This is a genomic window from Desulfovibrio psychrotolerans, assembly GCF_013340305.1.
In the GTDB taxonomy this organism is placed as follows: Bacteria; Desulfobacterota; Desulfovibrionia; order Desulfovibrionales; family Desulfovibrionaceae; genus Halodesulfovibrio; species Halodesulfovibrio psychrotolerans.
In genome coordinates this window covers 195,180-219,044 of record NZ_BLVP01000036.1, presented here as the reverse complement: position 1 = coordinate 219,044, position 23,865 = coordinate 195,180, and the positions used below count along the sequence as shown (strand labels likewise).

The 23,865-nt window shown below is 58.2% G+C and carries 15 protein-coding genes; 8 read left to right on the top strand and 7 right to left on the bottom strand.

The window, feature by feature from the left end; all coding sequences use genetic code 11:
• Positions 1 to 68: 68 nt before the first annotated feature.
• The 5 genes from HUV26_RS15565 to HUV26_RS15545 all read right to left on the bottom strand — a co-directional run bounded on the left by HUV26_RS15565 (position 69) and on the right by HUV26_RS15545 (position 10,093).
• Entirely contained in the window at positions 69 to 1,109 is a 1,041-nt protein-coding gene (locus HUV26_RS15565; protein ID WP_174411056.1) for a response regulator, read from the bottom strand.
• The gene (locus HUV26_RS15560; protein WP_174411055.1) at positions 1,096 to 6,252 is read right to left on the bottom strand and encodes a transporter substrate-binding domain-containing protein; all 5,157 of its coding nucleotides are present in this window, start codon (positions 6,250 to 6,252) and stop codon (positions 1,096 to 1,098) included. The genes HUV26_RS15565 and HUV26_RS15560 overlap by 14 nt, the downstream gene beginning before the upstream one ends.
• A gap of 168 nt (positions 6,253 to 6,420) precedes the next feature.
• Complete coding sequence (locus HUV26_RS15555; protein ID WP_174411054.1) at positions 6,421 to 8,046, bottom strand: glycosyltransferase; 1,626 nt, start codon at positions 8,044 to 8,046, stop codon at positions 6,421 to 6,423.
• A gap of 45 nt (positions 8,047 to 8,091) precedes the next feature.
• Positions 8,092 to 8,898 (bottom strand): 4'-phosphopantetheinyl transferase family protein, encoded by an 807-nt coding sequence (locus tag HUV26_RS15550; RefSeq protein WP_174411053.1) that lies wholly within the window; start codon positions 8,896 to 8,898, stop codon positions 8,092 to 8,094.
• A 40-nt stretch (positions 8,899 to 8,938) separates the two neighbouring features.
• Positions 8,939 to 10,093 carry a serine hydrolase domain-containing protein gene (locus HUV26_RS15545; protein ID WP_174411052.1) on the bottom strand — a complete coding sequence of 385 codons (1,155 nt, stop codon included), beginning with the start codon at positions 10,091 to 10,093 and terminating at the stop codon, positions 8,939 to 8,941.
• Positions 10,094 to 10,405: 312 nt separating this feature from the next.
• Between HUV26_RS15545 and HUV26_RS15540 the strand changes: the two genes are divergently transcribed.
• The 5 genes from HUV26_RS15540 to HUV26_RS15520 all read left to right on the top strand — a co-directional run bounded on the left by HUV26_RS15540 (position 10,406) and on the right by HUV26_RS15520 (position 19,548).
• Positions 10,406 to 12,565, top strand: a complete 2,160-nt coding sequence (locus tag HUV26_RS15540) for a transporter substrate-binding domain-containing protein (RefSeq protein ID WP_174411051.1) — start codon at positions 10,406 to 10,408, stop codon at positions 12,563 to 12,565.
• Between the two features lie 300 nt (positions 12,566 to 12,865).
• Positions 12,866 to 14,056 (top strand): ABC transporter substrate-binding protein, encoded by a 1,191-nt coding sequence (locus HUV26_RS15535; RefSeq protein ID WP_174411050.1) that lies wholly within the window; start codon positions 12,866 to 12,868, stop codon positions 14,054 to 14,056.
• Complete coding sequence (locus tag HUV26_RS15530) at positions 14,053 to 16,437, top strand: PAS domain S-box protein (protein ID WP_174411049.1); 2,385 nt, start codon at positions 14,053 to 14,055, stop codon at positions 16,435 to 16,437. The genes HUV26_RS15535 and HUV26_RS15530 overlap by 4 nt, the downstream gene beginning before the upstream one ends.
• 186 nt (positions 16,438 to 16,623) lie before the next feature.
• A complete protein-coding gene (locus HUV26_RS15525; protein WP_174411048.1) occupies positions 16,624 to 17,604 on the top strand; it encodes a calcium/sodium antiporter in 981 nt (326 codons plus the stop codon).
• A 240-nt stretch (positions 17,605 to 17,844) separates the two neighbouring features.
• Positions 17,845 to 19,548: a potassium channel family protein gene (locus tag HUV26_RS15520; protein ID WP_174411047.1), complete on the top strand. Its 1,704-nt coding sequence runs from the start codon at positions 17,845 to 17,847 to the stop codon at positions 19,546 to 19,548.
• Positions 19,549 to 19,560: 12 nt separating this feature from the next.
• Here HUV26_RS15520 and pyrR read toward each other — a convergent pair whose 3' ends face one another.
• The gene (pyrR, locus tag HUV26_RS15515) at positions 19,561 to 20,100 is read right to left on the bottom strand and encodes a bifunctional pyr operon transcriptional regulator/uracil phosphoribosyltransferase PyrR (protein WP_174411046.1); all 540 of its coding nucleotides are present in this window, start codon (positions 20,098 to 20,100) and stop codon (positions 19,561 to 19,563) included.
• 508 nt (positions 20,101 to 20,608) lie between these two features.
• Between pyrR and HUV26_RS15510 the strand changes: the two genes are divergently transcribed.
• Together HUV26_RS15510 and HUV26_RS15505 are read left to right on the top strand one after the other, a co-directional pair.
• A complete protein-coding gene (locus HUV26_RS15510) occupies positions 20,609 to 20,932 on the top strand; it encodes an IscA/HesB family protein (RefSeq protein ID WP_174411045.1) in 324 nt (107 codons plus the stop codon).
• A 198-nt stretch (positions 20,933 to 21,130) separates the two neighbouring features.
• Positions 21,131 to 21,451, top strand: coding sequence for an IscA/HesB family protein (locus HUV26_RS15505; protein WP_174411044.1), 321 nt, complete (start codon positions 21,131 to 21,133; stop codon positions 21,449 to 21,451).
• A gap of 245 nt (positions 21,452 to 21,696) precedes the next feature.
• Here HUV26_RS15505 and HUV26_RS15500 read toward each other — a convergent pair whose 3' ends face one another.
• Positions 21,697 to 22,449, bottom strand: a complete 753-nt coding sequence (locus HUV26_RS15500) for a substrate-binding periplasmic protein (protein WP_174411043.1) — start codon at positions 22,447 to 22,449, stop codon at positions 21,697 to 21,699.
• 466 nt (positions 22,450 to 22,915) lie between these two features.
• Here HUV26_RS15500 and HUV26_RS15495 point away from each other — a divergent pair, with 466 nt between their 5' ends.
• Positions 22,916 to 23,851, top strand: coding sequence for a hypothetical protein (locus HUV26_RS15495; RefSeq protein ID WP_174411042.1), 936 nt, complete (start codon positions 22,916 to 22,918; stop codon positions 23,849 to 23,851).
• Positions 23,852 to 23,865: the final 14 nt, after the last annotated feature.

Genomic DNA, 23,865 nt, shown 5'->3' with positions numbered 1-23,865 from the left:
ATACCGCGAGCCCTGCATAGGACAAGGTTATCACCGCCTGACGCGGAGGCTTTTCCTACGATGAGAACTTATAGGAAGTTTCCTTTTTCCTTTCTGTTCCAGTGCCGCATTATTTCCACAATCCGGTCCTGTATGTACAGAAAGTGCTCTACCATATGGGGGTCAAAGTGGCCGTCGCCCTGCGCGATATATTCCAATGCCCGCTCAACAGGCCACGGTTGCTTGTAGGGACGCTGCATGGTCAGCGCGTCAAAGACGTCTGTTATTGCGACGATGCGTGCGGCCTCCGGAATGGCTTCTCCCTGAAGTCCGGCAGGGTAGCCGCCTCCGCCCCACCGTTCATGGTGGCAGAGAGCCACATCCGCCGCCATGACAAACAGGGGCGTGTTGCTGACCGAGAGGATACGGTGCCCGATGGTGGTATGCGTGCGCATGATTACCCACTCTTCTTCCGTGAGAGGGCCGGGCTTTTTGAGGATGGAATCCGGCATGCCTATCTTGCCCGTATCGTGCAGCGGGGCAGCAAGCAGGAGCAGTTGCTGCGCCTCCACAGACCAGCCGAGCGATTTGGCAAGTTCACGGGCGTATGAGGCCATGCGCCATATATGCACGCCGGTATCATCGTCATTATAATGGCCTGCATGGCCGAGCATGTAGACCGCATCCTTATGGCTCTGGCGAATTTCTGCCAATTGGCGTTCCACGGTGTGTTCGCAGGCGCGCTGCTGATCCGCCAGCGCCAGATGCGTGGCCACCCGTGCCAGCACGATGGGGGGAGAAATGGGCTTGGTGATATAGTCCACACCGCCTGCCGCGAACCCCGCAGCCTCGTCCTGCGTATCGCTGAGGGCGGTGACGAAAATGACCGGAATGCGATAGGTGGTTCTGGCAGCCTTGAGCCGCCTGCACACCTCGTATCCGTCCATGTCCGGCATCATGATATCCAGAAGGATGAGGTCCGGCGGCTCCTCTTCCGCCATTTCAAGGGCGGTTGCGCCATCCATGGCCACAGCTACCTCATATTCCGGTGCCAGAACATCCACAAGAATGTCGATGTTGGTTTCCGTATCGTCCACGACGAGAATGTTTGCCCGGCTATGCTCGCTCATCCTGTTCCCCTTCCAGTTCGGACAGCATGTTCCGCGCCAGTGTTTCCGCTTCCTTGAACCTGTATTTACCTATCTGCTCCGCAAGCCTGCCTATATCGTCGCGCAGGTTCGGGGGCCACACCAATGCATCGAAAACGGTAAAGGCTTCGCTCACGGGCCTTGGCCTTCTTGTTTTGAGATGGGGCAGCAGGCCTTGAAGAGCTTGCCGCAGGGACTCATTATCCGAGACCGGACCCTGGGCGGGGGAATCTTCCTGCGGTGCTTCCGGAAGTGCGGCAGCAAGGGCTGAATGCACTGCTGCCAGCTCCCGCTCAAAGGCTTCCATCAGGGATTCGTTCTGACCTGGCAGAGCATCGGCTGCCGCGTCCTTGATGGCTGTTTCCAGCTGCTTTGCCGCCTCCTGCAGGGCCTCTGCCCCCAGATTGCCCGCCACACCCTTGACGGTGTGGGCCAGCCTTTCCGCATCGCCCTGATTGCCTGAAGCCAGATATTCCCGCATCTGCGCTGCTGCCTGCCCGTATTCGTCACGAAGCTTGATGAGGAGCTTGCGGTACAGTGCCCTGTTTCCCCCCACGTGCATGAGGCCGGACCGCATATCAATGCCGGGAATGGATTGCGGCAACGCGGGGCCTTCTTCCTTTCCGTGCCGGGGCGTGACCGGACGGAAGGTGCGCGGGCCCGGCACCGAAGATGCGGAAGACGGGCGGGAGGGGCGAATCCAGCGGATGAGTGTTGCGTAAAGGACATCCGGGTCTATGGGCTTGGTGATATGGTCGTTCATGCCGCTGGCAAGGCTCTTTTCCCGGTCACCGGTCATGGCGTGGGCTGTCATGGCTATGATGGGGACGCCGCTGAAGCGTTCATCGCGCCGCAACACCCGCGTTGCCTCCAGACCGTCCATTTCCGGCATCTGAATGTCCATGAGGATGACATCATACTCGCCCTGCCCCGCCATCTCCACGGCTTCTTTTCCGGTGCGGGCCACGGCGACCTGCATCCATGCCTGTTCCAGAATCTCTGCGGCAAGCTGCTGATTGATCTCGTTATCTTCTGCCAGAAGCACACGTGCCCCGCCGATGCTTGAGCGGGCCTCTTCCAGCATTCCCTCGTTACGGGCAGGCCCGGTGGTCTGCTCCACATTTTCGCCGAACACATCCATGATGGTATTAAACAGCAACGATGGCCCCACGGGCTTGATGAGGAAGCCGTCCAGCCCTATGGCATTTGCCTGCTGCATGATCTCCTCACGCCCGTAAGCGGTGACCATGATAATGGTGGGAATCTGCGCAAGGTTTCTGTGTTCCTTTATGCGACGGGATGTTTCCAGCCCGTCCATTCCGGGCATCTTCCAGTCCATGAGAATGAGTCTGTAAGGTTTTTCCGCCCTCTCCAGCATATCGAGGGCCTCTGCTCCTGTGGAAGCCACATCGACCTTGAAGCTGAAGTCCTCCAGAATGCTCCTGAGAACTTCCTGCGAGGTTGTGCTGTCATCCACCACAAGGACGGAGGTATTCCTGAAATCCTCGCGCACGGCAAAGCGACGCTCCTGCCCGGCACGCAGGCCGCACCGCACAGTAAACCGGAACGTGGTGCCGCGCCCGTATTCCGAATGCACCTCTATGTCGCCCCCCATAAGATTTACCAGACGCTTGCATATGGCCAGCCCGAGGCCGGTGCCGCCGAATTTTCTGGTGGTGGAGGCATCTGCCTGCGTGAACGAGGAAAAGAGGCGGGACTGCTGCTCCGGGGTAAGGCCTATGCCCGTGTCTGCAACCTCGAAACGGAGCAGGATGCTGCCGCCCTGCTGTTCTTCAACCGCAGCGGTGACGACCACATCGCCCTGCTTGGTGAATTTGACCGCATTGCCCACCAGATTGATGAGCACCTGCCCCAGCCTGAGCGGGTCGCCCTCCAGCCGTTCCGGTACATCCGGGGAGATACGGAAAAGCAGTTCCAGCCCTTTGTCCTGCGCGGAAGCACCGGTGAGGTGCGCCAGATTGGAGAGCACGTCATCCAGATAGAATTCCGTATGCTCAATATCCATGCGACCCGCCTCTATCTTGGAGAAGTCCAGAATGTCGTTGATGAGGCGGAGCAAGGTTTTGGCCGACAGGTCCACCTTGCTGATGTAGTCGCGCTGCTTGGGGGTAAGCTCCGTTTGCAGGGCCAGATGGCTCATGCCGATGATGGCGTTCATGGGGGTGCGTATTTCATGGCTCATGTTGGCCAGAAAATCCGACTTGGCTCTGGTGGCCTCTTCCGCCGCATCTCTGGCTTTTTCCAGCTCGCGCTCCTGAACCTTGCGCTGCGTGATATCGCGCACGGAGCTGACTGTGTACCATCTGCCGCCCATGCGGAAGGACGCCACAGCCGTTTCCACGGGGAAGGTGCTGCCATCGCGCCGCAGTGCCGTTTCTTCGCGCAGGCCCGCCAGAAGCAGGCCACCGTCTTCGCGGGGAAGCTCACTGAAAGCCCGGTTCTTTTCCTCCTGCCCGATGTTCTGCACAAAGAGGGCGTGGATGTTCAAGCCTTCCGCCTCTGACGACGTATAGCCGAACATGGCCTCTGCCGCATGGTTCCAGAACAGGACGTTGCCGGGGGCATCGCACATCATGAGTCCGTCGTGCATGGCGGCACTCATGGCGCGGACTTTTTCCTCTGATTCGGCAATGCGCTGCTGCGCTTCGCGCAGACGACGATTGGAAAGGACAAAAACGGACACAATGCCCGCAGCAAGCAGGAAGATGCCCCCGGCTATGCCAAAGACCATCCCCCAGTCCGTGCGCTGTTCCACGCGCAGGTTCACCCAGCGTTCGTGATAGACGGCTCTGTCGCGTTCCGGAATGGCGGCCAGCACTTTGTTGAGTATCTGGGCCAGTTCCGGCAGGTCTTTGCGCACGCCGAATGACAGGTCCATGAAGTACGGTGTGGGAGCCGCCACCTTAAGGTTGCTCACCCCCAGCCGCTGGCTGAGGTAGTTCATGACCGCCACGTTTTCCACCATGGCGTCGGCACGGCCCTTGGACACTGCCAGCAGGGCATCTTCGGTGGTTTCTACCAGCAGCAGGTCCAGCGCAGGGTGGTCCCGTTCCAGAAACTCCTGCGTCACGTAGCCCCTGGTGACGGCGACAGTCTTACCGGCAAGACTGCCCAGCCCCTCCACATAGGGGGCATCATCACGCGTGATGACCACAAGCGGAGAGCGGATATACGGGCGCGTGAAGAGGAAATGCCTCTCCCGCGCCTCTGTCCGCATGATGGTGGGTACTACGTCCACCTCGCCACGGGCTGACGCTTCCAGAATCTGCGCCCATGACATGCCGAACTGGGGATTGAGGGTTATACCCAGTTTTTCGTTGAACAGCCGTACATATTCAGAAGATATGCCGGCAAATGCTCCACTGCTGTCACGGAATTCAAAGGGGGGCCAGTCTGTCACCGCCGCCAGCCTGAGCTGCGGGTTTGCCTTGAGCCATGCCTTTTCCTCATCGCTGAGGACAAGTTCCTGTCCTGTCCACTGGTCCCCTGTCCAGCGCCGCAGAATGGCCTGAGTCTCTGCCGGGGTGATGGAGTCCAGCGCCTTGTTCAGCAGCGGCACAAGTTCCGGCCAGTCTTTGCGGACGCCCATGGTGAGCACGGAACCGGGAGCACGCAGATTGCCCTGAATCTGCAGATTGGTGAGCAGGTCTTTGGCGATAAGGTACATGACAACGGCACGGTTGCCCGCGTAGGCATCTGCATCGCCTTTTGATACGGCCTGCAGGCAGGAAATGGTGTCCGGGTAGTCCAGCACTGTGACATCGGGATATTCTTCCCTGAACCGCTTATTATTCCCGAAGCCTTTTTCCAGTGCCACGCGCTTGCCGCGCAGATGGTCTTCGTTCTCATAGTAGTCTTCGCCCGCACGGGCGACAATGACGTGCGGAACGATAATGTAGGGCTTGGAGAAGTGGAGGTATAGCTCACGGTCCGGGCGCGGCGTGACATCCATGAGCGCGTCTGTCTGCCGTTCCTTCACGGCTTCCAGATTGGACTCGAAGGGAGCTGCCACCAGATCGATATCCACCCCCAGACGCGCACCCACGAGATTGAGAAAATCCACGCCTATGCCTTCCGGCGTGCCATGGCTGTTTTTTGCGTTGAGTGGCGGCCAGGCATCCATGACTGCAACGCTCATGCGGGGATGCGCGCTGAGCCATGCCTTTTCCTTTGCGGAAAGCGGCAGGCGCGGACCGCCGCCGATCTGACCCGGCAGAAGCCATTTGCCGAGGATAGTATGCCGCTCGTCCATGCTCATGCTGTCCAGCGCCTTTTGGAGGATGCCGCGCAGGATGGGTTGGTCTTTACGCACGCCGATGGCGTTTACGGACGAGGCTTCGGTTATGCGGCCCTGAATGCGCAGCGGGGCGAATTCCTCCTCTTCCATGAGATAGAGTGCCACAGCGCGGTTGCCGATATAGGCATCGGCTTCTCCTGTGACCACTCCCCGCATCGCCTCTTTGGTGGCGGGATACTCCACCACATCCATGCCCGGAAAGTTGCCGGCGAGAATACGGCTGATGATGAAACCGCGCTCCACGGCTACCCGCTTGCCTTCCAGATCGGCTATGCCGTCTGCAAAGGGGCTTTCTTTACGGGCGACAATGACATGCGGCACAGTGACGTACGGAGAGGTGAAATGGAAGTATTCCTCACGCTCCGCGCTGGGCGTGATGCCCATGAGCGCATCCAGCCGCTGTTCGGAGACAGCCCGGTAGATTTCGTCCCACGGGGCGGAATGCAGACGAAGCCTGCCGCCCAGACGGAGGTTAAGCGCATGGACAAACTGCGCACCGATGCCTGCGGGGCTGCCGGTTGCATCCTCATAATCCATGGGCGGCCATGAATCCATGACACCGACGGATATGCGCGGATGCTCATCAAGCCATTTGGCCTCTTCGGGGGTAAGCTGCAGGCCGGATACCGGACGGGCGGCTATTTGCGGCCCGTTTATGCTGACAGGAGATTCCTGCCTTTGCGCCAACCCGATGCCGGGAAGAACGAAGAGCGTGATGAGATAAGCCCACAGCAGACATGGGACCATGCCGAGACAGGGGGCGAAACGGGGGCCGGAAGCGGACGGGCGTTTAGGATATTTTTCCATCTCTGCACAGCAACACAAAACATGGCAGTTGCGGTATTATATTCCGCACAGGCATGAAGAATAGTGCAGGAGGAAAAGGAGAAAAAATGTGCACTGCAACAGGGTGGTTGCACACCGTATCGTGTCTTGACGGGAAAAAGAAAATGATCCGTCTGCCGGTACAAAACCCTACGCACCGCCGGAAGCGGGTTGTCTGACATTCATAAGGGAACGCAGTTCATTGCGGTTTTCCCAGAATTTGTAGAAAAACTTGACGTCATTTCCGGCTATGTTGCCGTGCTGCGACAGTTTTCGTGTTCTGAAAAACGCTGTTCCCGTATTCTGGTGATGCACACAGGAAGCCAAGCCGCAGTAGATTATTCCGTGCCCTTTAAGCAGCAGATCAAAATCATGAGCTATATCATCCATCTGGCTGGGCGAGAAACAGATATCGAAGGTGGGACAGTCCAGCAACGCCTGACGGCGGAAGAGATGGCAGCAGCCCATGACATTGGCTGTTGACCTTACAAAATCGTAGAGACCGGTATCGTTGCGTACGGACGGTGCCTCGAAACTGATACGGAAGAGGTCGTCGCGTACAACGGAAGGCGTGCGGTAGAGGTATTGCAGTCTGCGCGGTGTGCCCGGATAGACCACCTTGCATCCCGCCACGCCCGCTCCGGGGTTTGCCTCCAGCACCGTAAGGAGCTTTGCCAGCCAATGCTCCTCCACATCTACGTCGTCATCGAGGAAGGCGGTGTAGTCTGCCTCGCGGGTTTCGGGAAGGGCTATGAGCCAGTTGCGTGCGGCAGGAGCGCCTATGTTCACGGGAAGGGAGATGATCTTCATGTTTTCCTTGAAATATTCATCGCGGATGCGTTCCGCGCGGTTCAAGGAATCGTCTGTACAGCCGTTCAGCAGCAGGCGGATGCGGGCATTGCCTATGTGCGTTGCGGCGAGCCCGCGCAGGGTTTTTTCCAGAAAATCAGCCTTATTCCATGAATACAGATAGATATTCACGCTGCGGCGTTCCGGCAGGGAATGATCTGCCGTAAAGGGATTTGCCAGCTCCTCCAGCCGGTAACGGAGAACTGTCTGGCGGGGGTCTTGCTTGATCGACTGCATGTACAGGGCGGACGCCTTGCCCCGGTCGCCCAGTGCCCGGTACATCTCTGCCGCCAGATTGAGGCTGTATGGCCCGGAATGGGCTTCATCCATCTGTTCCCACAGGCGCAACGCATCTTCATGCAAGCCGAGCGCAGCGTAATGGTGGAAAAGCATCCTGTCCCACAGGGGGCGGATTTTCGCGGGGCATTTGAACATGCTCTGCCACGGACCGGGGTGCCTGCCGTGGTCCGCATCGTCCTGCAGAAGCTGGGCAGCAGCCCACAGGCACGCGGGAAGTTCCGAAAGCTGCTGATGGAGCAGCCGCTGAGCCTTTTCGAAGTCATCCTGTCGGATGTGCTTGACGATTTTTTCCTTGAGGTGCGGGTCCGGCGACAGACGTTGCAGAAAGGCGATGCGTTCTGCCCGCTCCGGTTGCGGGGACATGCTGTTCAGCGCTTCGAGAACCTGCACGCCGTGCGGGGCGTGTTCCAGCACGCGGTTCAGGCAGTAGTACAGGTCGTGCACCGCACGGGGGACTGTTTCCAGATCCGGCGCACCGAGAAAACGGTTGGCGTAGACAATGCCCGCCACATCATCCAGCACGAAGTTGCCCAGATAATTGTCGAGGTGGCGGCATGCTTCCTCAAGCGTGATGAATGCCAGTTCGTTTGCAAGACCGGTGAGGGGGTGTGACATTACCGGGATCATACACGCTCCTGTTCATGAGGATGGCAAACGGGTTCCGCACGGTGTTCATGCAAAGAACAGAGCCGCATCCGGGCACGGCACATGGTGTACGGCAAGGGAAAGACCGGACGCCTGTGCGGCCACGCTGCAAAAATAGCCTTCGCGCACTGCAATGTCTGCGGTGGTCCAGCCGGGGGAGGCATATCCTTCCCCGCCGGGCGGCTGCTGCAGCCAGTTGCCGGAGGCCGCACCGGTACTGACGCGGAAGCTGGTCAGCGAACGGTTGAGTCCCTCGCCCACCGCCTTGAGCACCGCTTCTTTACGGACCCATGTGCGGTAGAAACACGCCACCGCCTCATGCTGCGAAAGGGCGGCAATCTCAGCGCATTCGTCTGAGTGCAACATGCGGGCCAGTTCAAAAACGTCTGTTGCGGAGGGTATTGCCTCCACATCGATGCCCACGGGGGTATGACGGCAGAAAGCGGTCCAGAGCATGGTTCCGGCATGAGAGATGCTGAAGGAAACGGGACTGCCGGGCAGTTCCGGCTTGCCCCATGCATTGCGGGAAAAGGGGGTGGCTGGAAAGGAGACGCCTGTTGCCGCAGCCAGAACCTTGCGGACAAGCGCCCTGCCCGCCAGATGCCGTGCCGCGTCTATGGTATGGATGAAGCGGGACGCCCGCTCCAGTTCATCCGGTGCGGCATAGGGCGAAGCAGCCGCGCACCAGTGCTGCGGATCGCCCGCCAGAACCAGCCCAACGCACAGGATGGTGCCGCAGGGCACGGTCCGGGGCAGCCACGGGGCAGCCATGCTGTCTGTGGGGACGGCACCGGACAGGAGTGCGCATGAGGCTGCCTGCGGCGGATGGTTCATTGCGGTAACACCGGACACGGAAGGTTGACGGCGGGGTTCATCATGGCCTGCCTGTACGACGGATATCTTCCAGCACATGGACGGCGAGTTGCTGGGCCTCCAGAGAGCGGGCCTCGTGATTGGTGGACACGGCAACGGCCATCCGGGTTTGCGGATCATACAAAAACCATGTGGCAAAACCCGGAAACATGCCGGCCTTGCCCACGAGGGTCATGGACCGTTCCGAAAAATGATATGTGGCCATGCCGCTGTGGTTGCTCTCATCGTAGGACATATCCTGAAACTGCGTATGGGTATACGCGGCTTCGCCGGTATCCAAAATGTACGGGCCGGAAGGCGGATTATCCAACAGATTGTTCCGCAGTATGCGGCCCTGATTGACGAGGCGCACCACATCTTCCGCCGTGCCGAGCAGGTTGCCCGTGGCAAAGCCGGGGACAATGCTCAGCAGCATGGGTTTGCACAGGTTCCCCTGCGCAGTACACGCATATCCGCAGGCAAGGCCGGGCACTATGGAGGTATCGTCTCCGGCGCGCATGTCCGCCATGCCCAGCGGCTTTGCAACGTGCTGCAGTATCTGCCGCTCGTATGACTCGCCCGTGACCTTTTCTATGATGAGGCCGAGGAGCAGATAGCCAGAATTAGAGTACTTCTGCCTGGTACCCGGTTCAAAATCAAGCGGCTGTTCTGCAACCATGGCGAGAATTTCTTGCGCGGTCCATGCCTTTGCGGTGTTGGCGAGCAGGCGCTCCATTCTGAGCATTTCCGGCACCCCTGACGTATGCGTCAGCAGGTGGCGGATGTGTATTGCTTCTGCGCCGGGAAATTCCGGAAAAAAGCGGGCAAGGGGCGTATCCGGTCCTATGACGCCCTCTTCCATGAGCATTTCCACACGCAATGCCGTATACACCTTGGTGACGGAACCAATCTTCAGCACGCTGAGGGGTGCCATTTCCACAGGGTTTTCCAGACAGGCCAGCCCGCCGGCTACGGAAAGCGGCGCATCCTCGCCGCGCCGAAGCACGGAGACGACCACCCCCGGCGCTCCAGAAGATGCTAAGAATTCCTGCACGGCTGCTTCCAGAGTAACACGCCGGACAGGTTCATGGTGCTCTCTCTGTGAACAGCCCGAAACCATACTCTGCAGCATGCCGCACAAAAGAAACACTGTTATGGTGTAACAAAATCGCTTCATTGTTCTCCTCTTCTGCGGGCCTGCGCCATCGCATGCTGTGTGCCGGGCCTCCGGCCTTGTAGTGATTACCCTGCCACACACAGGCAGGAACAGGCCCCTCTTTTTCAAGTACCGCATATGCAGGGTGCGGGCAATACGGATATGCACAGCACGATATTTCTGTACACCTTACAGGTTTTTTTCTGGCCGGTCTTTTCATATATGCCGGAATGGCATAAGACGTATATACTGTAACATGCCGAACGGGTTGTACATGCACCGTACGCCTCAGCGGCACCGTACGCCACAGCGATAACGCCCGAGGACAAGGACATGCGCACCCTGCTCATCATCTTCGCATGCACGTTGCTGCTGGGGTCCGGCGTTTACGCTTCTCCCGCACAGAGCGCGGAAGACGACAATCTCATCCACATACGTGGAGACTACAACTACCCCCCCTACGATTTTCTGGACAATGGCGTTCCCTCCGGGTTCAGCGTGGACATTGTGCGTGCTGTGGCACGGGTCATGAATCTGAATATCCGCATTGACCTTGGTCCGTGGACAGAAGTGCGCAGCCAGATAGAACAGGGAGAAATAGACGCCCTGACGGGCATGTACTACTCCCCGGAACGGGAAAGACTGGTGGATTTTTGTACACCGCATATCATAGCCAATCACGCCCTGTTTGTGCGCAAAGGCTCACCCATAGCCTCACTTGATGATCTTGCGGGCAAGACGATTGTTGTGCAGCAGGGCGACATTATGCACGACTATGCACGCCTGAACCTGCCCGATGTGACCATAGTGACAGTTACCTCGCAGAATGAAGCGCTCGACGCGCTGGCATCGGGCGGATGCGACGCGGCACTGCTGGGCACCCTGCAGGCACTGCACATCATACACCGCCGGAAACTAGACGGACTGGAGACAGTGGGACCGCCCATGGAGCCGAGGCGCTTCTGCATTGTGGTACGCAAGGGGGATGAGGTGCTGCGGGCGACCTTTAACGAAGGGTTAAACATCATTAAAAATTCCGGGGAATATGAACGCATCCACGACAAGTGGTTCGGGGTGTATGAACGGGAATCCATAACCCGGACCTTAATGCTCTACGCCATGTATGCCGGTATTCCCATCGCCCTGCTCCTGTGCGGGTTTTTGTTATGGACGTGGAGCCTGCGACGGGCCGTGCAGCAGAAAACCGCCGACCTGCGGCAGAGCCGGGAACGGTTCAGGACTCTGGTGGAAAGTTCGCCGCTGGGCATGGCCCTTATTGCCCGAAACGGTAACGTGTTACTGGTGAACACGGAATTCACGCGTATGCTCGGCTATACGCACGGGGATGTGCCGCACATGGATGAATGGTGGAAAAAAGCCCTTCCGGACCCCGGATACCGCAGACAAGGGCGCATGCTGTGGGATGCGGCGCTTCGCAGAGCGGGAAACGCCCTGCCCTCCAACACCACTGTGCGGGAATGGGAGGTTGCCTGCAAAAATGGCGAAATACGCTTTGTGGAGTTTAGAGTTAAGCCCATAGGGAACGAGATTCTTGCCATTCTTACGGACACCACCGAACGCAAGCGTACGGAAGAACTGCTGGTGCAGTCGGAAAAAATGCTCTCCGTGGGCGGGCTGGCAGCAGGCATGGCCCATGAGATAAACAATCCGCTGGGCGGCATTCTGCAAGGTGTGCAGAACATTTCGCGGCGGCTTTATGGCGATATAGAAGCCAACCGCAAGGCAGCCGAAGAGGCGGGATGCAGCCTGGAAGCCATACGCGAATACATGCGCCTGCGGCGCATGGACCGCATGCTGGAAGGCATACGGGAATGCGGACAGCGGGCGGCAAAGATCGTGTCCAACATGCTCAACTTCAGCCGCAAAAGCGAGAGCCACCATGCCCCGCATAGGCTGCCGGACATTGTGGAACGGGCCATTCGTCTTGCGGAGTCGGACTATGACGTGCTGAACAGGTTCGATTTTCGCAGTCTGATAATCACGCGTGATTTTCCGCCCGACCTTCCTGAGGTGCACTGCTCTGAAACGGAAATGGTGCAGGTATTCTTTAACCTGCTGCGCAATGCCGCCCAAGCCATCGCCGAACAACGCATTGAACAGACTACTAATCGGGCTACTAATCGGGCTAGTGAACGGACAAGTGAACGGCCCACAGAACGGGCGGACCGCACTGAACAGGGGCGCATAACCATTGCCGCCCGGCAGGAAGGAGACAGTCTGGCTGTCATGGTGCGCGACAACGGCCCCGGCATGGACGGCGAAACAAGACGCCGTATTTTCGAGCCTTTTTTCACCACCAAGCCCCCCGGAAAGGGGACCGGACTCGGGCTTTCGGTGTGCTACCTGATTGTTCACCGCAATCACAGGGGGGATATAAGCGTGGAATCCGTTCCGGGAAAAGGAACCGCGTTCCATTTGCGCCTGCCCCTGAATCACACGGATGTTGCCTCCTTAACGCACCCTGAAGACTGACGGGTACCTGCCTGAGGAAGGGCGGAACACGGCACGGCATAGCCATTGCCATATTCCATGCAAGGACGCGTATATCCTTGCATAAGGATGATACTGTTCAGCAAAACCTGTTGCCCGTGACCCGCAATGTGCTATACCTATACAATGCTCCCCCATAGTGAAGCCACAGTTGCGGCACATAAAGGAACACGGCAGGTTTCTGCGGATATCGCAGCAGTACAGCAGCCCGGACAGAGTATTATGGTGGTGCGTACTATGCATCTACAGCTTCCTTGCCATACTTCTCCGGCCGATACCGGCATGCCGCCGCGCACCATTTTCCGATGCATATGCGCCCTGCTTCTGCCGCTGTTTCTGGCGGCCAGCCTCTTCTGCGCTGCCGCAACCACCGCCGCAGCAGATACCCCTGACACCGGAGCTTCTCCCATACGCATCGGAAGCTGCTTTGCCAAAACGGGACCGGCTGCTGCCGAGAGTTCGCCCAACTACCGCATTGCCCGTCTGGCCGTGAAAGCCATAAATGCCCGGGGAGGCGTTCTGGGCCGTCCTCTTGAGATCATCGAATTTGACACCATGAGCACTCCGCTGGGAGCCCGGCAGGCGGCCGCAGCGGCCGTGGCAGCCGGTGTTGTGGCTGTTGTAGGCCCTTCATGGAGTTCGCAGGCTATGGCCATGGGGCCTGTACTGCAGGAAGCCGGCATACCCATGATAGGCGCGACAACTACGGCACCGGAGGTAACGCGGATTGGCAACTGCATCTTCCGCGTATGCTACACCGATGACATGCAGGCGGGGGTGCTGGCCCTGTTTGCGCGCAGCGACCTGAAGGCCCGCAGCGCCGTTATCGTAACCATAGCCGGAGATGTGTACAGCGAGGGACTGAGCGAAGCCTTTCGCGACAGGTTCACGAAGGCGGGCGGTATTGTGGCAGGACAATCGCGTTATCTGCAGAATGCCATGAATTTTTCGGAACAGGTGGATATGATACGGCAGATGAAGCCTGATGTAGTTTTTGTTCCCGGCTATACCCGCGATTCCGGCCTGCTGCTCAAGCAGGCTCGCGGAGAAGGCCTGACCGTGCCGTTTCTGGGCGGTGACGGGTGGACGGCCCTTGAGCATTACCCCTACCTTGACCCGGCCAGAGGTGAGAATTTTTATGTCTCGCACTGGCATCCGGCAGCGGACGGTGAAGAGAACAGCAAGTTTGTCCGGCTGCTGCACGAAGAGTTCGGGCCAGACGCCCTGTCCATGATCGATGCGGGCAACGCCAATGCCTATGACGCGGTGGGACTTCTGGCAGATGCCATTGTCCGCGCGCAAAGCGTAAGACCGGAAGACATATGCAGGGCACTGGCGGAAACGGAACGGTATGAGGGGGTGACAGGCAGCATACGGTTTTCGGAATCCCGCGATCCCGTGAAACCCATTGTGGTGCTGCGCATCACCCCGGGCAGGGTGGAATTTGTCAGACAGGTGGAACCGATTCCATGAGCAGAAGCATTGCCCAACGGATGAACCATGACATCCTGATTACCTTTACCGTCATTGCCTGCCTGTTCGTCGCATTAGGAAGCTTCATGCAGCTGCGGTGGAAGGATGATAACATCCATACCGTCTGCCGCCTGCTGGATACGCTCGTTGCCCGGGAGCAGGACAACCTTGCCAATGAGCTGTTTGAAAGACGTACTGCAGCCCTGAACATGCGCCTGGCGGACATGAGCCGGATTGAGGACATGGTGCGCGTTACCCTGTACGATGCACACGGAGCGCCCATTGCCGGGGCTTCCGCAGGCGCTGACCAGCCGATGAAAGACGAGCCTGCGTTGGACGTGTCTGTCCTGAACAGCCGGGTGCCTTACATTTTTGAGCACGACTTCAGCACCCTGCACTTTACCCGCCCCCTCATTGCTGCCGGGGAGGTGCTGGGGTGGGTGCGCATTGACCAAGACCTGACCCTGCTCCGCAAGCAACTCATCAACTTCTTCGGCTTCTTTTTCGCCCTGCTGTTCATAACCTTTTTGTGCATGAAAATGCTGCTGCTCAACCGGCTGCGCCGGTCTGTGGTTACGCCGCTCAGCGAGTTGGGAGAAGCCATGCGGGGAATGGATGCGGGAACCGCTTCCGCCGCCCTTCCCGTCTTTTCGCGGGATACGGAGATTATCAACCTAAGTTCCGCCTTTGGCGAACTGATGACCCGCCTTGACACCTCCTACCGCGCTCTTGATCACGCCAACGCAGCGCTCAAGCAGAGCGAACAGAGGCTTTCACGCGCGATCAGCGCAACGTCTGACGCCATATGGGAATGGTCATACGCCACGGGGGATACCTATTTCAGCCCCCGCTGGTACGAAATGCTGGGGTACCGGGATCAGGAACTGCCCATGTGTTTCGGTACGTGGAAGAGCCTGTGTCATCCGGAAGACCATGCCGCAGCCATGGTGCAGATTGATGAAACCATCCGCTCCGGGGGAGCCATATCCTACAAAGCCGAATTCCGCATGCGCACCAAAAACGGCGGATGGAAGTGGATACTGGGCAGAGGCGATGTGATTGAACGCGACACGCAGGGGAATCCTGCGCTTATCTGCGGAACCCATACCGACATTACCGAGCGCCGGTTCAGCGAGGAGAAGCACCGGGTGCTTTTCCAGTCTTCACCGGACGCCATATTCCTGCTTAAGGACAACCGGTTTGTAGACTGCAACCTGCAGACACTGAAAATGTTCGGCTGTACACGCGAACAGATCATAGGGCTTTCTCCCGGAGAGCTTTCTCCGCCACTGCAGCCGGGAGGCGAAGATTCCGCCATTGCGGCGGCAGAGATAGTACGGGACGCGCTTGCAGGACGCAGCCACACCTTTGAGTGGCAGCACAGACGCCTTGACGGTTCCGTTTTCATGGCAGAGGTGAGCATTACCGCCATGCAATTGCTGGAAGACACCTATGTGGTTGCCTTTTTGCGGGATATTTCCGAACGCAAACAGATGCAGGAACTCATGGTGCAGAATGAGAAAATGATTTCCGTGGGCGGGCTGGCGGCGGGCATGGCGCATGAAATTAACAACCCGCTGGGAGGAATTCTTCAAGGGGTACAGAACATATCGCGGCGGCTTTCCGGCGATGTGGACGCCAACCGCAAGGCAGCGGAAGAAGCGGGGTGCGGCCTTGAAACAGTGCAGGCTTATATGCGGCTGCGGCGCATTGACCGGATGCTGGAGGGCATCCGCGAATGCGGGCAGAGGGCGGCAGACATTGTTTCCAACATGCTCAACTTCAGCCGCAAGAGCGAAACCAGCCATGCCCTGCGGTCTTTGCCGGACATGGCGGAGCGGGCCATAGCGCTTACACAGGCAGATTACGACCTGAATACACGCTATGACTTCCGCAATATTGAAATCCTGCGCGAGTACGCCCCCAATCTGCCCAGAGTGGAGTGCTCCGAAATGGAGATTGTGCAGGTACTGTTCAATCTTATCCGCAACGCCGCGCAAGCCATAGCGAGAAGGGAACTGCCCGCGGGACAAGCTGAGTGGGCCGAATGGGCTGGACGGGTTGAACGGGCTGGACAGGTGAAACCGGCTGGACACACTCGGCAGGCTGTGCAGGGGCGGATATCCATCCGCCTGACGGAGCAGGACGGCCACCTGCTAGCCTCCATTTCCGACAACGGCCCGGGAATGGATGAAGAAACACGCAGACGCGTGTTTGAACCCTTTTTCACCACCAAGCCCCCCGGAGAGGGAACAGGGCTCGGGCTTTCGGTGTGCTACCTGATAGTTCACCGCAATCACAGAGGGGATATAAGCGTGGAATCCGCCCCGGGAAAGGGAGCCACGTTTCATGTGCGCCTGCCCCTGCCCCAAAACGGATAAGCCGCCTCGCGCACGGGCGTGCTCACTGCGGGCCTTCCTTTCAAATAATAATTTTCTCCCTCCCCTTGCCTGCGCAAGGCTGCAGGCATATATGCCCGCGTTGCGGGTCATGCGGCATGAGGCGGCCCAGGCTGCTGCAGTGCGCAGACCGATTTTCTGACACGTTAAACCAAATGGAACATCGCAATGCTGCTGGCAGTCATCGCACTTGTGGCCGGATTGGCGCTTCTGGTATGGAGCGCCGATCGTTTTGTGGAAGGAGCGGCGTGCACCGCACGCTATTTCGGCATGTCCCCGTTGCTTATCGGCATGGTGGTTGTGGGATTCGGCACCTCGGCTCCGGAGATGGTGGTTTCCGCCATTGCCGCGTTACAGGGGAATCCCGGCATAGCTCTGGGCAACGCTTACGGGTCCAACATTACCAACATTGCCCTTATTCTGGGAGTGACCGCCCTTATCAGCCCCATTGCCGTGCACTCGCTGGTGCTGCGTAAGGAACTGCCCATACTCACCGCCATTTCGGGCCTTGCCGCGTGGCAGATATACGACGGGAGCATTTCCCGGATGGAAGCCTTTATCCTTCTGGCAGTGTTCGGCGCGCTGATGGCCTGGACGGTGTTTCAGGGCACGCGGGCCAAGTCTGACCAGCTGGGAACCGATATGGAGAAGGAACTGGAGTCTGACACCATGCCGCTGAACCGGGCACTCATCTGGCTCGCCATCGGGCTGCTGCTGCTTATTGCCAGTTCCCGGCTGCTGGTTTGGGGCGCTGTGGAGATTGCGCACGGCTTTGGCGTGAGCGACCTGATCATTGGCCTGACCGTGGTGGCGGTGGGCACATCGCTGCCGGAATTTGCCTCTTCCGTCATCGCCGCCCGCAAGGGAGAACACGACATTGCCCTTGGCAACATTCTCGGTTCCAACCTCTTTAACACGCTGGCTGTGGTGGGTATAGCGGGAACCATTTCGCCCATGTCCCCCATATCCTTCGGGCCGGAAATTTTTTCGCGCGATATCATGGTGATGCTGGCGGTAACCGTTTCGCTTTTTGTTTTCGGCTACGGGTTCCGCGGTCCCGGACGCATAAACAGATATGAGGGCGCAGCCCTGCTGGCCGTGTATGTGGCCTATACGGCGTATCTGGCCTCAACGGCCTTTATGTCCTGATAAACCGTCGGCCCGGATAACCTTCCGGAAGCCACGCCTGAGACCATGCCTGAACATCGGGCCTGAACATCAGGTCTGAATATCGGGCCAGAACATCGGGCCTGACACGCCGGGCTCCGCGTCTGCATACTGACGCGGAGCCCTTTTTTACAGGCTTGCAAGGGCTTGGGGCAATACGATATCTTAGCTGGCTGGGCGCGACTGCGCATGTTCCACCCAACTTTATTCCGAGAGAATCACATGAAATTCATGCTGTCGCAGATGAGCGCGCTGGTGCAGACCGGAAAACAAAAAAACAACACCAGACTCATGGTGCGGTTTCTGCTCATTCTGCTGTTCCTGTTCTTTGCGTACACTGCGGGCTTTCACTTTCTCATGCTGTATGAGGGACAGGAACATTCATGGATCACGGGGCTGTACTGGACCCTCACCGTCATGTCGACGCTGGGGTTCGGCGACATTACCTTCACCAGTGACGCCGGCCGGCTGTTTTCCATTCTGGTGATGCTGAGCGGGGTGATTTTTCTGCTCATCATGCTGCCCTTCACCTTCATTCAGTTTTTCTATGCCCCGTGGCTGGAAGCCCAGAACAAGGCCCGCACCCCGCGCAGCGTGCCGGAAGGAACCAAAGGCCATGTCATTCTCACCCACTTTGACGCCGTTGCCGTGGGCATTGTGGAAAAACTGAACCAGTATAACATTCCCAACGTGATACTCGTGCCTGACCTGCAGCAGGCGCTGAACCTGCATGAGTCCGGGTTCCGCGTGGTGGTGGGCGAACTGGACGATCCGGAGACATACAAACGGCTGCGGGTGGAGAATGCGGCGCTTGTCATTGTAATGAACGAGGACATAGCCAGCACCAACATCATTTTCACCATCCGTGAAGTATCTGACAGCGTTATCACCGTTACCAATGCGGATCAGGACGATTCGCTGGACATTCTCAACCTTGCGGGCAGCACCCACACCTTTCAGTTCACCAAGATGCTCGGGCAGGTGCTTGCGAGGCGCGTGCTGGGCGTGAGCATGAAGGCGAACGTGATAGGCAGCTTTGACGAACTGCTGATTGCGGAGACGCCGGCCATGCGCACGGCACTGCAGGGGCGGACCCTTGCCGAAAGCCGGCTGCGCGAAACGAGCGGGGTTACGGTGGTGGGCCTGTGGGAACAGGGGCGGTTTATGCTCCCCAGTCCCGGCAGGCGGATTGAGGCTTCTACCGTGCTGGTGCTGGCCGGTTCGGAAACGCAGCTTGAACGGTATGACAGGCTGATGAGCAGTTCCAAATCGCCTGACGCTCACAACGGGCCGGTTCTGGTACTGGGTGGCGGCAGAGTGGGCATGTCTGTTGCCTCCACCCTGCGGGACAGGGGCATAGACTACCGGGTGGTGGAAAAGAAGGCCGGACGCGTGCAGGAAGATTCGCGCGTGGTGCTGGGAAGCGCGGCGGACCTGGATGTGCTGACGCGGGCAGGCATTAACGACACGCCATCCATTATCATCACCACCCACGATGACGACCTGAACATCTTTCTTACCATCTACTGCCGCAGGCTGCGGCCGGACGTGCAGATTATCAGCCGCGCCAGCCTGGACCGAAACATAAACACCCTGCACCGCGCGGGGGCAAACCTTGTGATGTCGTTCTCATCGCTGTGCCAGACCACCATACTGAACCTGCTCAGGCCGGAAAAACTGCTCATGATCTCCGAAGGGCTGAACATATTCCGGTCCATGCCCAATCAGAAGGTGGTGAACAAGGCACTGCACGAACAGACCATTCGTGAAGAGACGGGGTGCAGCGTCATTGCCATAAAGCGCGGCGAAAGGATGCTCATAAACCCGGACCCCGCCACCGTGGTGGAACCGGGAGACGAGCTTATTCTCATAGGCACGGCTGAAGGGGAGCGCAAGTTCGCGGCCTTTTTTCAGTCTGCCGCGTAACGGAACATAGCCTTATGCCTTTTCGAGCAGCATCACCACGTCTTGCCCGTCGCGTTCTTTGGTGAGTACATCCACCCGCTCTTCGCGCGCGGTATTGACCACCTTGCCCACGTAATCTGCATGGATGGGCAGTTCGCGATGGCCCCTGTCCACAAGAACCAGCAATTCAACGGTGCGCGGCCTGCCGAAATCCAGAATGCCCTCCAGCGCCGCGCGGATGGTTCTGCCTGTGTAGAGGACATCGTCCACGAGCAGGATATTCTGCCCGTCTATGTTCTGCGGCAGCTCCGTACGGTTGATGACGGGGTGGGACTCGAGGCTTGTCCAGTCATCGCGGTAGAGGTTTATGTCCAGCGCGCCGAACGGGGGTTCGCAGCCGAGACGCTGCCCGAGAATGGCACGCAGCCTTGCCGCAAGGTCCACCCCGCGGCGCTGGATGCCGATGATGAGCAGGTTGGCGCATTCTCCGTGTTTTTCCAGCACCTGATAGGCTAGCCGCTCCAGCGTGCGGCGCATGTCTTCTTCTGTGAGGATGACTATTCCGTTCTTCATGGGGACCGGCCTTGTTAGGTGGTTGAAGGGGTTAAGGGGCTGGGCGGTATGGGCATTTACGCCTGTTCCGGGAGGTACGCCGCATGGCAGGTCGATCTGTATAACGATTCGGACACATGCCGGGAAATAACCGGACCAACCGACTCGGGGAAACGGCCCGCAGGACTTGCACAAACCTTAAGCCGCCACTCTATTTCGCACACATACCCGCAGGCGGGCAACAAATCAATGTGTGAACACGCTCTCTTTGCCCCCTGCCCTTCCGGAATGTTCGGGAGAGCCGAAGCCACAAGCCTGAAACATGACGCGTGAAGCCAGACGTCAGCTTAGGGAAGTTGTCTTTCTTCTCCGCACCATTGCAGCGGGGATGGAAGGCCTGTCGGAAGGGAACGGCTGCTCATCGTTGACAAAAAGTGAGTATTTTGGTATATTTAAACAACAAATAGACGGTGCCGCAAGGCATTGAAATACGTAATGCGGGTGTATACACCCGCAGACCGGAGGCAACATGATCACATTGGAAAACAGCGCCCGGCAGGAACTGGATGCCTATTTCGCGGACAAGGAGAAGTCTTCCATCCGCGTATATCTGGCACCGGGAGGATGCAGCGGACCGCGCCTTGCCCTTGCGCTGGATGAAGCCGGAGACGACGACGCCACTGCGGAAAGTAACGGCTACAGCTTCATCATGAATAACACACTGCTGGATCAGGTGCAGGGAGCGACTATTTCCGTTTCCTGCGGCGGCTTCAGCGTTTTGCCCGTTGTTCCTCTGCCCGGTGCTGGCGGCGGGTGCAGCGGATGCGGCTCTTCTTCCTCCTGCTGCTCGTAGCCGCACAGTTTTACGCTTCTTGCTGCGGACGGCCCTTCGGGGCCGTTTTCTTTTTCAGGAAGATGCTCCGGGAAAAAGGACACAACGTCCCGGTTTTCCTACCCAACAAGTTGTGAAATCTATAACTATGACCTCTTGCCATTGACAATACCTCTAGGTGTACGTACTTGTTCGTTTCACACCCTACGGAGGATTGCGATGTTTACATTGACGGAAAGCGCCCACAAGGAATTGGCGGCGTATTTTGCGGATAAGGAAAAATCCGGCATACGGATTTATCTTGCGCCCGGTGGCTGAAGCGGCCCCCGCCTGGCATTGGCTCTGGATGAGCCAAACGATGACGACACGGTTTTCAATGAAAAGGAATTCACCTTCTGCATCAACACCGGCCTGCTGGCCCAGACGGGTGCAGTGAAGATTGATCTTTCCTACATGGGCTTTTCGGTAGAATCTGCCAACCCCATGAGCAGTGGCGGCAGTTCCTGCGGCGGATGCTCCAGCGCGGGCAACTGCGGCTAAAAGGACATTCGATTCCGCTACGCGACTGCGGTATGCGAACAATGCAGGGCGGCCTTCCACACGGAGGGCCGCCTTTTTGTTATGCGCCGCTAACGCTGATCTCGAAACGACGTTGCAGACCTTACCGCAGGGAGTACGCTACGCCTGTGCAGAAAACAGGGGCTGCCACGTACTGCGCCTGGTGGCCTGGTGGCCTGGCGGCCTGTTGGAAAAGCCTCTTCCGCCTGATACCCACGAGTAAGCGGCTACCACCCCGCCTCTTGCAGAACGAGGTTTACCCTGCGGATGATTTCCGGTGAAACGGACCGGCTGAACATGATGTAGCGGGTGTTGCCCTCCGGCACATCCGCCAGCAGGGTAAAGCTGAAATCACGCTCGTTTTCTCCTGCGGAAAGAAGAAGGTGCGACACCTCTTCCGGGGCGATCAGCATGTAATCCACACGTCCTGCGGCAAGCATGCGCACAAGCTGCACCTGATCGCCGGAAAGCACGAAACGCGGCGGGGAAAGACGCCGGATGCTATCGTCCACCTGATCGCCATAGGAGTAGCCGTCCAGCACTCCGAGACGCAGTTGCGGGTTGGTAAACAGGTCACTCAGGGAAGACGTTTCGCCCAATCCGTCCTTCGCCTTCTTTCTGTGCAGGGCGATAAGCGGCTGGTCTCTGTACAGCGGGCTGCTGAAGCTGGCCCACGCAAGACGGTCTTTGCTCTTGAACCAGCCGATGGCGGCCACCTGCGCCTGCCCTTCCTGCACTATCTGCAAAATGCGCTTGGCTGGGAGAGAGCGGACTCTCACCTCCACCCCGGCCTTTTGGAAGACTCTCAGGGACTGTTCCAGCAGGAATCCGGCCGGTTTGTGGTCTTTGGTGTAGTAATAGGGCGGGCGCTCCATGTAGAGCACCTCTATGACCTGCGCGTCTGCCCTGCCGGAAAGACAGAAAAAGACGAACAGGATGTGCAGGACGAGGAGTATGCCTGTCAGTTTAGGTTGCAGCATGAACGGGAAACCACCTTCCTGAGTCTGGCATTGTTGGGTCGGGGCCGAAGCCCATGTGCTCTGCCGGGTGCGCCGCAGCCGCACCACGGGCGCGATGATTCACCTGAAAACGTAACCGGAAATCGATGAACTGTCGCAGTTGTACGGAGTATACCCGTGCATGCTTGGACGAACCCGGCCCTTTGCGGGTCTGGCCTGTATCCGGGTCTGGCTGTATCCGGGCAGCACCACGTTAAGCAACGCTTCTCTGACCGTGAACAGCATCGGACATACAGGAGCGTCTGTCAACCCGGATTGGGCGATGTGCGCACGGATTCATGCATCTTTTCTTGTACATACATAAATGTAGCCCGCTACACTTCTGTAGGCACGCAGACGGGACCAGACAAAAAAAACAGAATTATTTCAGCTAAATAGAGAATGGCACTGTTTATGCTTACTCCCCTGCAACACTCAGGAGGTTACCATGACCACACTGCATACGGTTTACGGAAGCATACACGGAGCCACACGGGTGGAGTATCATTCCAACGGTGCCCTGCGCAGTTGCACGGCAGGTGAGGCAAGCCCGCTGGCAACACCATGGGGAGTTTTCATTCCCCAGTACACGGCCGCAGAAGTGCGCCGCAGGCAACTACCCATCATTGAGTTTTATGAAAACGGGCTGCTGAAGTCCCTGCCTCTGGAAACGCAAGCGGAGATCCGGACGCCTGCGGGCACGATGCCTGCGGAACTTATCACCTTCCATGAGACCGGGGCGCTGCGCAGGGTTTTTCCGCTGAACGGCACCCTGAACGGCTACTGGACGCAGGAAAACGAAGATGCCCTGGCGGCACCTGTTGCCATAGATACCCCGCTGGGAAGGCTTGATGTGCGCGTTGTGGGGGTACACTTCGGCAAGACGGGACTGATGCGCAGCATAACCCTGTGGCCGGGAACGAAGCTGGATGTGGACACCCCGGCGGGCAGGATTCCTGTGCGCAACGGCATTGCCTTTCATTCCAACGGGGCCATTGAATCCGTGGAACCGGACATGCCGGTGGAGATAACAACCCCCATAGGCACGGTACACGCCTTCAACCCGGATGCAGTAGGTATATGCGGAGATATAAATTCTCTATGCTTTGATGGTGAGGGCAATATCGTTCATGTGGTCACGGCCATGGACTGCGTTCAGGTCATCATGCCGGACGGCAGACGCGTGCAGCACGCCCCGTCTGTACGGGAAAGCTATTGTGAAGAGGCCGTAAACGAGACTGTTCCCATGACCTTTTCCTTCATGAAAAACCAGTTGAAGGTTTGCGCCGGGGAGGTTTTTGAATACTCCATGGGCACATGCCTTTTCAGCATAAAGCGTACACTGGGGGGTTTTACCCTGCCCCGGTTTGTGTGCAGCCTGTAGGAAAAAGACAAGGC